This is a genomic window from Paraniabella aurantiaca (genome assembly GCF_050309965.1).
Classification (GTDB): Bacteria; Bacteroidota; Bacteroidia; order Chitinophagales; family Chitinophagaceae; genus Niabella.
In genome coordinates, this window is the sequence record NZ_JBLOSY010000003.1 from 234,490 (window position 1) to 248,270 (window position 13,781).

Sequence of the window (13,781 nt, forward strand, 5' to 3'; positions counted from 1 at the left end):
CTTTACATACGGTTCATATTGGCCAATTGATTGCGTCCTCTATACACCGATCTTAACCTAAATATCTCCTATGGATTTACAATCCTCTTATCAGAAAGCTATCAGTTTTGCAGCACAAAAGCATGCAGGGCAAAACATAACCGGCACCAATATTCCCTACCTGGTACATATTTGTAATGTAGCTATGGAAATTTTAATTGCAAGCCAGCACTCACAGGGCTTCAATGTAATCGATGCGGTACAGGTAGCACTATTGCATGATACTATTGAAGACACTCATACCGGTTACGATGAGCTAAGTGAAGTATTTGGCAAAGACATTGCCGCCGGTGTACTTGCCTTAACTAAAAACGAAGACCTGCCCAAAGCGGAACAAATGCCGGATAGTTTGAGCCGCATACGAGCGCTTCCTAAAGAAATATGGGCAGTTAAATTAGCCGATAGAATTACGAACCTGCAAAAGCCTCCGGAGCTTTGGAATGCTTCGAAAAAATCGCTGTACCTAGACGAAGCAGTTTTGATAGCAACCTATTTGGAGGGCGGTAATCCCTACCTTGAAAACCGGATCAGGGAACTGATCCATTCCTACAAAGCTTATCTGTTATAGCTATACCAGCCTCAGTCCTCCTTTTAAAGAGTTATAGCGCTTTTCCTGGCGGGGCTTCCAGGCTTGATCAAATGGGTGCGCCTTCCAGAGCACATCTTTATGAAACATACAATAAAGCAGATGCCCGAGGTCGAGCTGGCGATAAATACCAAAACCATGTTTATGCAGCCAGGGAATATGCCTGGAGTCAGGTGTTTCCAGGCAAAAAATACGTTGTTGCTGTTTAGACGCTGCAATGAGTTCCTTCAATATACGGCTACCTGTTCCCTTGCCCTGCATATCCGGTTTCACTCCCATAAACCATAGATGAAACTTCAGATCATGCGGATGAATTTGCCTGATCACTTTTTGCCTGGCTGATATCCGTTTAAAGTATTGTGCTCCTGACGACTTTACCACAAGGCTCAGCTGCTGCCAGAGCGTTTCGATGGACAGGATCTTTTTCTCAGGATACAAAACCAGGGCGCAGGCCTGCCTGTCTTCCGAAAGAAATATTTCTCCAAAATTCATACAATGGTCGAAAGCATAAGACATCAGGACCTTTAGATGCCGTTTCCCGACATTATCCTTTTCTATAATATAGTGAATGTTTTTACTATCGCAAAAACACTGAACCAGCAGGTCAACCACCAATGGTTTATCTTTTTTTTGGGCTGTAATCATCGGACAATAACAAATATGTTTATGAAGAGGGAACACTTTTGTTTCTATACAGGAGATGTTGAAATATAAACGTATTAGAAGTCACCTGCTAATCTGATGCTATTATGCAACAAAATAAAAAGGGGGCATTAAGAAGAGGTTTCATAAAAATTTGTTTAGAACTACAGCAGTATATTGGAGACAGTTACCAACTTCTAAATTGCATTTTAACGGACCCCTACATTGCGGGCTGTTGTAATTTCAGGGCTATTATCAAATACGTTTAGAAGTCATCTCAGAAAAACCCATGGCATCTTCGATATTACAAAGGAAATATCTGATACCGGTTACAAAAAATTCTTTTCGATGAATGGCTTCATTTTTTCGATGAATCACTTTTTTCATTCGATCAATCGCTTCCTGTAATGCGCCATATAGCCGTATTGAATTAACTTTAATGTTATACCGCTAAATAGCTTAGGCCTATATTTTTAAAATAGCGGTCATATAAAATAAAGTGATGATGATCCAATGACAAAAGCAAGTATTTACACATTTACCGCATCTCTTGACCTTATAGGCATTAACCCCTTCGTATTGGTGCCGGACCTCATCCTTAAAAGTATTTTCGTAGCCGCAGGCAAGGAGAAGGGACCCATACCTGTTAAAGGTACGGTCAACAAAGAGCCTTATACCCAAACCCTGGTCAGGTTCAGAGGTGAATGGCGGTTGTATATCAACACCAGCATGTTGTCCAACTCCCCGCAACGCATTGGTGAAAAAATACATATAACTATCGCTTACAATAACATAGTCCCGCCTGAAACAAAAGCCCCGGCGGCATTTGAACAGGCGCTTACGAAAGATAAGGAAGCAAAAGCGGTATACGACCAATTGGCACCCTACCTGCGAAAAGAGATTAACCGGTATCTTTCCGGCTTAAAAACACAGGAGAGCATTCATAAAAATGTCATTCGCGCACTTAATTTTCTAAAAGGTAAAGAGCGATTTATTGGACGCGACAAACCTTAATACACCATTCAACTATTGAACCATGACTATAAGACAAGCTCAAACAGAAGATATTCCTCAAATACAGATCATAAGAAATGCTGTGAAAGAGAACAGGCTTTCTGATCCCGGCCTGGTTACCGACGCTGATTGCGCACACTTTATACAGGAAAGAGGAAAAGGGTGGGTTTGTGAAGAAGACGGAAGAATGGCGGGCTTCGCTATTGCCGACCTGCTGGAGCACAATATATGGGCTTTGTTTGTACATCCTGATTTTGAACACCGGGGTGTTGGCCAACTTTTGCACCATACAATGATGAATTGGTATTTTACGCAAACCTCGCAAATGGTATGGCTGGGCACTGCACCTGGAACACGGGCCGCTGCATTTTATAAAAAAGCCGGATGGAAAGAAAACGGCACTAACGGGAAAAATGAAATCAGGTTTGAAATGACTGCAACGGATTGGCTTCAACAATGCCTAAAAAAGAAGTAGCAATGAAATCCTATCTGCCCGCTTACAACCCGGCCCATTTTGAAATCGTGAAGCAGATCGCATTGTCTTTTCCGGAAACGGAAGAGTCGGTTTCACACGAAGGAACACCATCGGTGAAGGTGAGAGGAAAATTAATGTGTCGCCTGCACGAAACCGGTAGCTTTATTCCCATACGCCTGAACTTCAAACTAAGAGATCAGTATTTAGACAGTCATCCCGAATTGTTTCACCTTCCCGATCACTTTAAAAATTATCCCTACCTCTGTATGTGGGTTCATTCCTATGATACCAAACTATTGAAACAGGTATTAACATTAAGCTGGCGAGGGCTGGCAACAAAAAAAGCCATCAAGGCATTCGAACAAACTAGTAATCAATTGTAGCTTAATTCTGATCCCTTAATGGCTTCAGCTTTTAAGGCTTTTAATTGCCTGTACTCAGTTGCTTTAAAGTATTTTCAATTCTTTTAATAGTTTCGTCTTTGCCAATGATCTGGGCAATATCGAACACGCCGGGTCCAAATTTGCCTCCTACCAGCATAATGCGCAGGGGTAACATTACCTCACCGGGTTTAAGCTGATTGGCCGCTGCAATCTCCTTAAAATTATTTTCAAGCTCATGCGCCTCCCAAATGCCAGCCAACTGATAGTTTCTTATTACTTCCTGGAAAAACAGCGTCTTTGCTTCATTCCACTTGGGTTGAATTGCCGCCAGATCAATTACCTGAGGTGTAGCAAAAAAGTAGGAAGCCTGCTCATAGAAGTCGGATAGTAACGTAGATCGATCTTTTACCAGCTCTATCACCCTGCCCAGTAAAGCGTCGTCGGCAACGTCAACTCCTTTGGCTACCAGTATCTCCCGCACTTGGGGAAGCAACACCGATCCATCCAGTTTTTTGATCCATTCCTGGTTAAACCACTTTGCCTTTTCATAGTCGAATTTCGCTCCGGCACTATGCACGCGGTCCATCGAAAATTTATCAATCATTTCTTCTATGGAAAAGAGCTCCTGTTCGGTCCCATCGTTCCAGCCTAATACGGCAAGCAGGTTAATAAATGCTTCGGGCAAAAATCCTTTTTCTTTAAACCCTTCTGTCAATTCACCACTCTTAGGATCTTTCCAGTTCATCGCAAATACGGGGAAGCCATATTTTGCACCGTCTCTTTTACTAAGCTTACCATGAGGACCTAATATAAGCGGGAAATGTGCCCATTGCGGCATTTTATCTTCACCAAAAAGATATTTCCAAAGTAATACGTGCACAGGCGCGCTAGGCAGCCACTCTTCTCCACGAAAAGCGTGACTGATCTCCATTAAATGATCATCCACTACTACTGCCAGATGATAGGTAGGCATCCCATCTGCCTTTAATAATACTTTATCATCAACTACAGAAGTGTTAAAGCTCACTTCGCCACGAATCATATCATTAAAACTCACCGTTTCGTTCTCCGGCATTTTAATACGGATCACATAAGGTGTATCGCTATGCATTAGTTCATGTACCGTATCTCCATCCAGTGTCAGGGAGTTGCGCATTTGCATACGGATCTTCTGATCATACTGGGGGGCAGGATTCTCATCTGTTTTGTATTGCTTCCGCATTTGTTCTAACTCTTCTGGCGTGTCGAAAGCATAGTAGGCATGCCCTTCAGCTACCAACTGGTCAGCATAGTTTCGGTATAACTCTTTGCGTTCGCTTTGCCTGTAGGGACCATAATTTCCGCCGTGCCGCGCACTTTCATCCGGCTCCAGCCCTGCCCATTTCAAACATTCAAAAATGTACTCCTCTGCACCCGGCACAAAACGCGTCTGGTCGGTATCTTCTATCCTTAAAATAAAATCACCACCGTGTTTTTTTGCGAACAGGTAATTATATAAAACGGTTCTTACACCGCCCAAATGTAAGCCCCCTGTAGGCGAGGGGGCAAAACGTACTCTGACTTTTTTATCGCTCATGGCGCAAATGTATTTCAATTACCACGAATACGCTAATAAATACAATGGTACATGCACGTAAAATACTTTAACGAGAAGTAAAAGTTTACTACAATTCTTTCAGGATAATATCTTTCCAACGTACTTTAATGCCACCACCATCATGTATTTGTAAAGCAATAAAACCATTTGCAGCACCAACTTTAGAATCTGCCAGATCAATCATCTGGTGGCCGTTAAGCCAGGTAGTAACCTGATCGTTCAGTACGCGTATTTTCATGGTATTCCATTTACCCTGTTTGAGCCACTTTTCATCTTCGGGTTTAGGTTTTATCATCCAGCCACGACCGTATGATTCGTAAATACCACCGGTATGGTTATTAAGTGGCGCCACTTCTACCTGCCAGCCGCTGATCTTCACTCCGTCAATTGAAGACCTAAAAAAGACCCCACTGTTGCCATTTGCCTCTTGCTTAAATTTTAAGGTCAATTCAAAGTTTTTATATTTTTTATCGGTGGACAAATAGCCATACTGCTTATCCGGCCCACTTTCGCAAACCAATTCACCTTTTTCCACATACCATTTCTCAGTACCATGTACCGTCCACCCATTCAGGTTTTTACCATTAAAAAGCCAGAATGCCTTTTGAGCATGTAACATAGAAGCCAACAACAACATTGAAACAATAGCAAGAATCTTTTTCATGTATATTTTTTTGATTTATTTAGGGAGCCTTAAAAATACGAAGATTTAACAGACGCTCCGTCATGTACAGTCATATTACAAGTGATATAATAAAATAGTATCTATATGTTGTACTTTTACACAAACCAAATAACAATGACTGATCTGTTTTCTTCGGGAGGAGTAATGACCTTTATTGCACGCATCAATAACTTAACTCCCCAAACAAAACCATACTGGGGCAAAATGACGGTGGACCAAATGCTGGCCCATGTAAATGTAGCCTATGAGATGCTTTATGAGCCAGGTAAACACCCTAAGCCCAAAGGATTATTGAAATGGATCCTGAAAAAATTTGTAAAAAAGAATATTGTCAACGAAAAACCGTATCCGCATAATATGCGCACTTCACCCGCTTTTGTAATTGCTGATCATAAAAACTATGAGGCGGAAAAAAAGAGGTTAATCGACTACCTGATCAAAACACAGGAATTGGGTGGTCGTTATTTTGAAGGTAAAGAGTCCCACTCATTTGGTGCACTCACCCAGACCGAGTGGAATAATATGTTTGCCAAACACCTCGACCACCACCTTACTCAATTTGGCGTTTAAACTATTTGATCACTTTTATTTTAAATTATGAGCCGCTTTCTTTTTGCTTTGCTGATCATTCTGTTCTCATCTTCTGTTATTTGTGCCCAGCACAACGCAGCGTATAATAAATCTCTGGCCGATAGCCTGGGATCTGATGAGCGGGGCATGAAAATGTATCAATTCGTAATATTAAAAACCGGTCCCGTTACTATTGCCGACAAGGACTCCGTTAAACAGTTTTTTGCTGGTCATATGCAAAATATAAGCAAGCTGGTAAAAGATGGCTACCTGGTTGTAGCAGGGCCTTTTGGTAAAAACGACAAACAATACCGGGGGCTGTTTATCTTAAAAGCTAAGAATAAGGAAGAAGCTGAAAAGCTACTTATGACCGACCCTGCAATTAAATCGGGTTTGCTGGCTTACGACCTTCTCGACTGGTACGGATCGGCAGCCTTACCCATGTATTTACCTTACAGTGAAAAAATAAGCAAAACAAAATTCTGATAAAAACGAAACGCTTATACCCGCATACTAAAGTTTAAAAAACTCATGCAATGGGTATCGTGCAAGCTACAGTTTCGTTGCGGGCCCTGGCGCATAGAAATGCTCATCAACCTGCTTAAATTTCTTTTCTACAGCATTTTATAAATATTTTTTTTCAGCAAGGTTTTGCTACCTTTAGGAACTAAACATTCATTTTTAAGACGGGTCTTCATCATAATCCCGGGATTTTTTGAAAGAATTGATATAAACCATAAACCTTACCGAAAAGGGATAACTGTTACTCAACCAGAAACCGGACACTCAATATGAGTATTCTTAAAAAATTGCTTATTGGCATCCTTGTTTTATCAGCAACGGTTCTGATCATCGCTGCATTTGTAGACGGAGATATCAAGGTTCAACAAACTATTGCTATTAATGCTCCTGTTGAAAACGTATGGAATTTTACAAATAATATAACGGCCTTAAATAGCTGGAATGCATGGTTTAAGCGGGATAAAATGATGAAAACATCGATCGGAGGAAACGAAGGTCGCCCCGGATCAAGCTTTTGCTGGGAAAGTGACAGCACAGAACTGGGAGAAGGCTGCCTCACCATCTCACAACTAACCACCTTAAGAGACGTAACGTTAGACATTATTTGTTATGCTCCTTATCGAATGCAGGCTAAAACATATATCAGCTTACAACCAATAGGTAACACAACCAGGGTAACGCTCAATTTCAATAGCCACGTGCCCTACCCTTTAAGCATCATGATGCTGTTTAAAAGAGCTCAAAAGACAATCGCAACCAACTATGCCCTTAGCTTACAGGAGCTTAAGAGACTAAGTGAGTTACACTAAACAAAAAGCGCTCTTTGTATGTTATTCTAAACCGAAATTCAAAAGAACGTTTTTTCGGCAGAATGCCTTAATGTTGTTGTAGGAAGTATCGTTTAAGTTGACAGCCAATCCAAATTGTTTTGTATGATTCAGAATTATGTATTAATTGCTATTGCAGTTGCTTTTAGTGTGATGATGCTGGTGCTGATTGGCCAGAAACTAAAAGTAGCTTATCCTATTTTTTTGGTAATTGCCGGGCTTATTATAAGCCTGGTTCCGGGTATGCCTGCATTTCAGATTGATCCGGATATTGTATTTCTCATCTTCCTGCCTCCCATATTATTTGAAGCAGCCTGGTTTACGTCCTGGAAAGACTTTTGGAAACACAGGAAGCAGATTTCCTGGATGGCTTTCGGACTGGTTTTTCTAACCTCCCTGGTAGTAGCATATGTTTCATCTTCACTAATTCCGGGTCTTACACTTGCAATGGGCTTTTTATTAGGAGGTGTTAACTCTCCGCCCGACGCAGTAGCAGCTACTTCGGTTCTGAAACATCTTAAGATTCCCCAGAAAACCATTACCGTACTGGAAGGAGAAAGCCTGATCAACGACGCTTCCAGCCTTATTGTTTTTAAGTTCGCTCTCGCGGCGGCATTAACCGGCCAGTTTGTTTTTAAACAAGCCATCGGCGATTTTTTCCTCATGTCTGCAATGGGTATAGCTATCGGTTTAGCCGTTGGCTACCTGTTCTCCGCATTATTGCGCATTATTCCTTCTAACTCTAACATTGACACTATTATTACATTAATTGTTCCCTATGTAATGTATATAACGGCTGAGCATTTTCATTTCTCAGGCGTGCTGGCTGTAGTTAGCGGTGGACTCATGATGTCTTATCACTCCCATTGTTTTTTAAGTCATACAGCACGTATACAGGCAGGAGCCGTTTGGAGTACCCTTATTTTCACCATCAATGCCATTGTATTTGTATTGATAGGCCTGGAATTGCCCGTGGTTGTAGCAGGTATGAAGGACTATTCTATTGGAGAGGGTATTAAATACGCCATTATAATAGGCGGGGCGATGATTGCGTTACGACTGCTCTATAGCTATGCCCTGGCCTATCTACCGGGGTTCTGTTTTAAAAAGATACGCCTTACCCGGCCAAAACCCAATTGGAAAGAGCCATTCATTATCAGCTTTGCGGCTATGAGAGGCGTGGTATCTTTGGCCGCAGCACTGTCCATCCCGTTAAATTTACCTCATCGGAATATTATCCTGTTTGTCACGTTTGTCATTATCCTGATCACGTTGGTGGGCCAGGGCCTGTTATTGCCTGCAGTGTTGAAATGGATAAAAGTAGAAGAAGACGAAGTTAAAGTTCCGCATGAAAAACAGGAGGCCATCATTCAAAAACAATTAAAACAGGTAGCACTTGAAAAAATAAACAGCGACTACAATAATGATCTCACAGAAAACAGCCTGGTGCGACATCAAAAAACCAAGCTGGAAAATGAGCTGGAATTGCTTACCGATAAATTCAGCTGTATCGATCACTCCGAGCATTTTCAGGCAGCCGCAGCCCGCAACCGGGACGTGATCAGGGATATCATTAAATTGCAGCGGGTAGAGCTGCATAAAATACGCCGGGAACGCAAATTTGATGACGTGGTATTGCGCAACATGGAAATGCAGCTCGACTTTGATGAAACAAAACTTACAGGCTTTCAACATTAAACATTTATGACTATACCTGCAGCGATTAACTGGAGCGATTTTGAAAAAATAGATATACGCGTTGGCACCGTCATCCGGGCCGAAGTATTTGCCGAAGTGCGTAACCCGGCCTATAAACTATTAATTGATTTTGGTGAAGAGCTGGGCGTCAAAAAGTCGTCAGCGCAAATTACCAGGCTCTATCAACCCGAAGAACTTTTGAATAAGCAGGTGATCGCTGTTGTTAATTTCCCCGTAAAACAAATCGCCAATTTCTTTAGCGAATGCCTGGTATTAGGTGTTTTGGGCGCAGATAAAGAAGTTACATTACTTACAACTGATAAACCGGTAAAGAATGGCCAGAAGATCAGTTAACAAATCCTTTTTTACTTTTTCCAGAGCTTTTTTAAATATTTACCTGCTTTGTTAATCGCACCGATCTGCTCGCTAAGGGTTTCGATCAATTTACCGTCTGCCTGCTGAATATCGCTCATATTAATACCTGTTTCCAGTTGCTCGGGGTATAATATGATATAACTCAGTTTACCGAAGTAATTGGTGAGATAATAAGGAAGCTTGTTAAACTGCGGCAGATAGGAGTTATACCCTTTTCGTGAGGAGATAATAATGAACAGGTCATTTGTATTCAGTTCTCTGGTAAAAATCAGGAAATCATCCCAATTACTAAACTCGTTGTAAGCAGCCTGCAGGTTACTATTCTCCCTTTGTGTAACAGATTGAATAGCGGCCAAAGTGGTGTCAGTTCCATAAAAACCAACCTTCATTCCCGACTCCTTTGATAGCAGGGTTATTTTTTGCAGCCAATGTATAAAACCTGGTTCAGTTTCGGCATTAGGAGGAACGGCTACAATCATTCGTTTTAACGTGTTAAAAGGTTGCGCCGGTTTGTATACATAAATAGTTTGGTAAATCCGCCTTATAATATTTTCAGCCACCTCTCCGAAAAAAACTTTCTGGTCAGCGTTTTTATGCAACCCGATAACAATATCGGTTACCTGTTGCTCTTTAATGGTGTAAACAATGCCATTGCTGATACTGGAGTCGTACCGCATTAAAGGGGTAAGAGTATTTTCAGAAGCCGCCGCATGAGATACGGATTTTTCTAATATTTTTTTGCCTTTGCCTGCGGCATTGGAGCCTTCTACGGCATCATCAACAATATGCAAACCAAACAGGGGTAAGCTACTTTTCTTAGGCTTTAACAATACGCCCAGGTCCACCATATCAGTAGCAATTTCAGCATAGGCTAATGATATCAGGATTTTTTCTTTGTTCTCCCCGTCTTCAATTTCCGGCACCTGTTCATTTTCCTGCAGGGCCAGTTTTTTGGCAGCCTTTTCTGTTACAAAAGAGCCTACGCCACAACTTACCAGGATCAATAATATGGTTCCGTTTAACACATCTTCGTCCAGCAAACGAATAGGTTCGCCGGTAGCGGTTTCCCCTGTAATAATATTATAACCCACCAGTATAATCGCCAGTGTGGCAGCGGCATGCGAAGCACTCAGTCCAAAAAGCATTTTACCTTCGGTTGCTGTTAGCTTGAATATTTTCTGTGTTGCCCATGCGGCTACATACTTGGTGATCAAGGCCACAACAATAATTACAGCGGCAACTTTTGCCGCACCCAGGCCTTTTACTAAAACCTTCACGTCTACGAGCATGCCCACACTGATGAGAAAGAAGGGAATAAACAGGGCATTACCAACAAAATTGATTCGATTCATGAGTGCCGAAGTATGCGGCACAAAGCGGTTCAATACCAGGCCGGAGAAGAAGGCTCCGATGATAGCTTCAATACCCGCCGCTTCTGCTAAAAAGGAAGCCAGGAAAACCATGCCCAGCACGAAAACATATTGGGAAACGCTGTCGTCAAATTTTTTAAAAAACCACCGGATGATTACCGGGAAAAGAAATAATACAATACAGACAAACACAATAGAAGACAGTCCCAACTGTACCCAAAATGCAGGTGATACCTGTTCTTTCGCCATTCCCGATATGGCTGCCAACAATAAAAGTGCTACTGTATCGGTGATCATGGTGCCTCCTACCGCCATGGCAACAGCCCGGTTGCGAATGACACCATATTTACTGGCAATAGGATAAGCTACCAGCGTGTGAGTTGAAAACATACTGGCCAGTAGCAGCGAAGACAAAAAGCTATACCCCAAAATATAATAAGCCGCAAGGGTACCGCAGATCAATGGCAACAAAAATGTGAGCACCCCAAAAACAAATATCTTTTTTCGGTTCTTTTTAAATTCAGCAAGATCTATTTCCAGGCCCGCCAGGAACATGATATATAATAACCCTACTGTTCCAAATAACACGATACTGGTATCACGTTTTAAAAGGTTGAAACCATGCGGCCCCACTAACACACCAGCTATGATCAGCCCGATAATATGCGGCACTTTTATTTTGCTGAAAATGATGGGCGCAAACAAAATAATAAAAAGTACCAGCGCGAATATGATTACCGGGTTGGTTAACGGTAACGAGAAATCTAAAGATGCGAGTAATGCGATCATAAATAAATACCTCTTATAAACGTTCGGCGGTAATCGAATAAGTTGTTTTACAATCCGGGAGGGTAATTTCCCTCAGTCCATCCATTTTCTTTTCGTTCAGCATTCTCAAAGTAACTTCCATGGTGGTTGAGCTGAGCGCTCCTTTGTCGGCCAATTGCATGCCCCTGCTCGTATAAGTACCATTGTAAATACGGGTTAAATTTTTACCGGCATAAGCTTTCACCACCACTTCATTTCCTTCGCTGGCGAATTCCCATTGTTCCGTTTTTACATCACCTATTGCAGAACCCGAACAGGAAGTTTCTACACACTGCATTTTGACCTGCCATTTACCTACAACAGAGGGGCCATGTATCACTACAGAGTCAATCTCCCTTTTGGTGCTATCCAAACGGTGCTCCCGGTCTTTTAACGTACTTTCTTTTTGGGTTAATTGCTGTTCCCATAGTACCAATGCCTGCTGCCGGTCGTTGAGTTCTGCTTCCTTATGCTTCATTGCTTTTTCCCTTTCGCTTAATCCGCAGGAGCAAAAAAGAAGTACAAACAAGATCAGAGGTTGAAGTAGTTTCATAGTAATGTAAAACGATTAAACAATCAATGTGAACAGGGGTAAAAGTAAGAAATCCTATTTTATTCGTCTCCGGGAGACACATTTCAATAACAAACAGCCGTTTACACCTATTTTATTGCCAGGAAACCTCCTAAAATATAACACGGAGCAGTGCTCTGACTCTTTCAATAAATGTGGTAACTTTGCATTTTACACGAGCTGTCAGGCAGGTAACATTTTTTAGAGGAGATATAGAACTGATAGCTTTAAAAAAATAAGGATGAACAATACATTTTCTGCAGATAGCATCAAAATAAGCGATACCGCAAAAGTTCGCATAGAACAAATTCTTGCTGAAAACCAGGAAAAAGGGGCCACCAGCTTTGTGAGAGTGAGTGTGGTTAGCGGAGGCTGTTCGGGTTTAAGCTATAAACTTGACTTCGACAGTGAAGAAAAACCTAAAGACCAGGTTTTTGAAGACAACGGTATTAAGATAGTGACAGACATGAAAAGTCTTTTGTATCTTTTAGGTACTACGCTTGAGTTTTCAGAGGGACTTAGCGGTAAGGGTTTCTTTTTCAACAATCCCAATGCGGCGCGTACCTGTGCCTGTGGCGAAAGTTTCGCTGTATAGTACTAAGGTACCTTCTATATCTTATCCAACTTAAAGTTTCATGACACCCGATCAAATTTCTTACCTCGTATTTGGTATTGTAATCGTTATTGCCCTTGTATTCGACATGGGACTTTTTAGCAAGAAGAACACCGCTATAACTATTAAAACAGCACTTTGGCAGTCTGTATTCTGGGTAGCATTGGGCCTTGGCTTCTTTGTTTTCCTGATTTTTGAGGAGAACAAGACGATTGCCCTGGAATACCTAAGCGCCTACCTGATGGAAAAGAGCCTGAGCATTGATAATATTTTCGTGTTCATCCTTATTTTCAACGCTTTCAGGGTAAAGGAGATCTATTATAGCCGTGCGCTGTTGTTCGGGGTTTTAATGGCCATTGTGTTCCGTATTATTTTTATAACCCTGGGGGTGGAACTGGTCAACCGTTTTCATTGGATATTATACCTGTTTGGCGCTTTCCTGGTATATACCGGAATTAAAATGTTCACGGCCGGCGACGATGAGGAGTTCGACCCTAAAGGACACCCTGTTTATAAATGGATGAAAAAAGTATTACCGCTGGTTCCGCACGACGGAGGGGGTAGGTATACTATTAAAGAAGATGGCAAAAGACGTTATACCATGCTCTTTGTGGTGGTTGTAATGCTTTCAGTTATTGACCTTGTTTTTGCTGTAGACTCTATTCCGGCTGTCATGGGTATTTCTACTAATAAAATGGTGATCTATACCTCCAATATTTTCGCAGTACTGGGACTGCGTTCGTTGTTTTTTTTATTAAGAGGCGCTATTGCCAAATTCGATTACCTGCAACAGGGTATTGCCATTGTACTTATTTTCATCGGAGCCAAAATGCTGGGGGAACATTGGATCTCGCAGTGGGTGGGAAAATCACAACAAGTTATATTGTCCCTACTGGTAATTGTACTTTGTATTGCAGGCAGCATTGTTTACTCTATTTTGAAAAAGCGAAAAGGAGTTCCTGACGAAGAGGAAAAGATTGCTGACACGCCAAACGATTAACAGGCTC

Annotated in this window: 16 protein-coding genes; 11 read left to right on the forward strand and 5 right to left on the reverse strand. The window is 41.7% G+C overall.

Annotated features, from left to right (window positions below):
- Positions 1 to 70 precede the first annotated feature (70 nt).
- Positions 71 to 607, forward strand: a complete 537-nt coding sequence (locus ACLOAU_RS24215) for an HD domain-containing protein (RefSeq protein ID WP_427864508.1) — start codon at positions 71 to 73, stop codon at positions 605 to 607.
- Here the strand turns inward: ACLOAU_RS24215 and ACLOAU_RS24220 are convergent, their stop codons facing one another.
- Positions 608 to 1,270 carry a GNAT family N-acetyltransferase gene (locus ACLOAU_RS24220; protein ID WP_427864509.1) on the reverse strand — a complete coding sequence of 221 codons (663 nt, stop codon included), beginning with the start codon at positions 1,268 to 1,270 and terminating at the stop codon, positions 608 to 610.
- A gap of 510 nt (positions 1,271 to 1,780) precedes the next feature.
- Here ACLOAU_RS24220 and ACLOAU_RS24225 point away from each other — a divergent pair.
- The 3 genes from ACLOAU_RS24225 to ACLOAU_RS24235 are packed head-to-tail and all read left to right on the forward strand — an operon-like array spanning position 1,781 to position 3,139.
- Complete coding sequence (locus ACLOAU_RS24225; RefSeq protein ID WP_427864510.1) at positions 1,781 to 2,281, forward strand: YdeI/OmpD-associated family protein; 501 nt, start codon at positions 1,781 to 1,783, stop codon at positions 2,279 to 2,281.
- A gap of 22 nt (positions 2,282 to 2,303) precedes the next feature.
- Positions 2,304 to 2,756, forward strand: coding sequence for a GNAT family N-acetyltransferase (locus tag ACLOAU_RS24230; protein ID WP_427864511.1), 453 nt, complete (start codon positions 2,304 to 2,306; stop codon positions 2,754 to 2,756).
- A 2-nt stretch (positions 2,757 to 2,758) separates the two neighbouring features.
- Complete coding sequence (locus ACLOAU_RS24235; protein ID WP_427864512.1) at positions 2,759 to 3,139, forward strand: hypothetical protein; 381 nt, start codon at positions 2,759 to 2,761, stop codon at positions 3,137 to 3,139.
- A gap of 40 nt (positions 3,140 to 3,179) precedes the next feature.
- Here the strand turns inward: ACLOAU_RS24235 and gltX are convergent, their stop codons facing one another.
- Both gltX and ACLOAU_RS24245 read right to left on the reverse strand, forming a co-directional pair.
- The gene (gene gltX / locus ACLOAU_RS24240; RefSeq protein WP_427864513.1) at positions 3,180 to 4,715 is read right to left on the reverse strand and encodes a glutamate--tRNA ligase; all 1,536 of its coding nucleotides are present in this window, start codon (positions 4,713 to 4,715) and stop codon (positions 3,180 to 3,182) included.
- A gap of 88 nt (positions 4,716 to 4,803) precedes the next feature.
- Entirely contained in the window at positions 4,804 to 5,400 is a 597-nt protein-coding gene (locus ACLOAU_RS24245; protein WP_427864514.1) for a 3-keto-disaccharide hydrolase, read from the reverse strand.
- Positions 5,401 to 5,535: 135 nt separating this feature from the next.
- Between ACLOAU_RS24245 and ACLOAU_RS24250 the strand changes: the two genes are divergently transcribed.
- From ACLOAU_RS24250 to ACLOAU_RS24270, 5 genes are all read left to right on the forward strand, one after another.
- Entirely contained in the window at positions 5,536 to 5,991 is a 456-nt protein-coding gene (locus ACLOAU_RS24250) for a DUF1569 domain-containing protein (protein WP_427864515.1), read from the forward strand.
- Between the two features lie 27 nt (positions 5,992 to 6,018).
- On the forward strand, positions 6,019 to 6,477 hold the full coding sequence (locus tag ACLOAU_RS24255; RefSeq protein WP_427864516.1) for a YciI family protein: 459 nt from the start codon (positions 6,019 to 6,021) through the stop codon (positions 6,475 to 6,477).
- Positions 6,478 to 6,782: 305 nt separating this feature from the next.
- On the forward strand, positions 6,783 to 7,322 hold the full coding sequence (locus tag ACLOAU_RS24260; RefSeq protein ID WP_427864517.1) for an SRPBCC family protein: 540 nt from the start codon (positions 6,783 to 6,785) through the stop codon (positions 7,320 to 7,322).
- Positions 7,323 to 7,445: 123 nt separating this feature from the next.
- On the forward strand, positions 7,446 to 9,038 hold the full coding sequence (locus ACLOAU_RS24265) for a Na+/H+ antiporter (RefSeq protein WP_427864518.1): 1,593 nt from the start codon (positions 7,446 to 7,448) through the stop codon (positions 9,036 to 9,038).
- 6 nt (positions 9,039 to 9,044) lie between these two features.
- On the forward strand, positions 9,045 to 9,392 hold the full coding sequence (locus ACLOAU_RS24270) for a tRNA-binding protein (protein ID WP_427864519.1): 348 nt from the start codon (positions 9,045 to 9,047) through the stop codon (positions 9,390 to 9,392).
- Positions 9,393 to 9,403: 11 nt separating this feature from the next.
- Here the strand turns inward: ACLOAU_RS24270 and ACLOAU_RS24275 are convergent, their stop codons facing one another.
- Both ACLOAU_RS24275 and ACLOAU_RS24280 read right to left on the reverse strand, forming a co-directional pair.
- On the reverse strand, positions 9,404 to 11,572 hold the full coding sequence (locus ACLOAU_RS24275; RefSeq protein WP_427864520.1) for a cation:proton antiporter domain-containing protein: 2,169 nt from the start codon (positions 11,570 to 11,572) through the stop codon (positions 9,404 to 9,406).
- 13 nt (positions 11,573 to 11,585) lie between these two features.
- On the reverse strand, positions 11,586 to 12,143 hold the full coding sequence (locus tag ACLOAU_RS24280) for a hypothetical protein (RefSeq protein WP_427864521.1): 558 nt from the start codon (positions 12,141 to 12,143) through the stop codon (positions 11,586 to 11,588).
- Between the two features lie 259 nt (positions 12,144 to 12,402).
- Between ACLOAU_RS24280 and ACLOAU_RS24285 the strand changes: the two genes are divergently transcribed.
- Together ACLOAU_RS24285 and ACLOAU_RS24290 are read left to right on the forward strand one after the other, a co-directional pair.
- Positions 12,403 to 12,756, forward strand: coding sequence for a HesB/IscA family protein (locus ACLOAU_RS24285; RefSeq protein ID WP_427864522.1), 354 nt, complete (start codon positions 12,403 to 12,405; stop codon positions 12,754 to 12,756).
- A 40-nt stretch (positions 12,757 to 12,796) separates the two neighbouring features.
- Positions 12,797 to 13,774 (forward strand): TerC/Alx family metal homeostasis membrane protein, encoded by a 978-nt coding sequence (locus ACLOAU_RS24290; protein ID WP_427864523.1) that lies wholly within the window; start codon positions 12,797 to 12,799, stop codon positions 13,772 to 13,774.
- Positions 13,775 to 13,781: the final 7 nt, after the last annotated feature.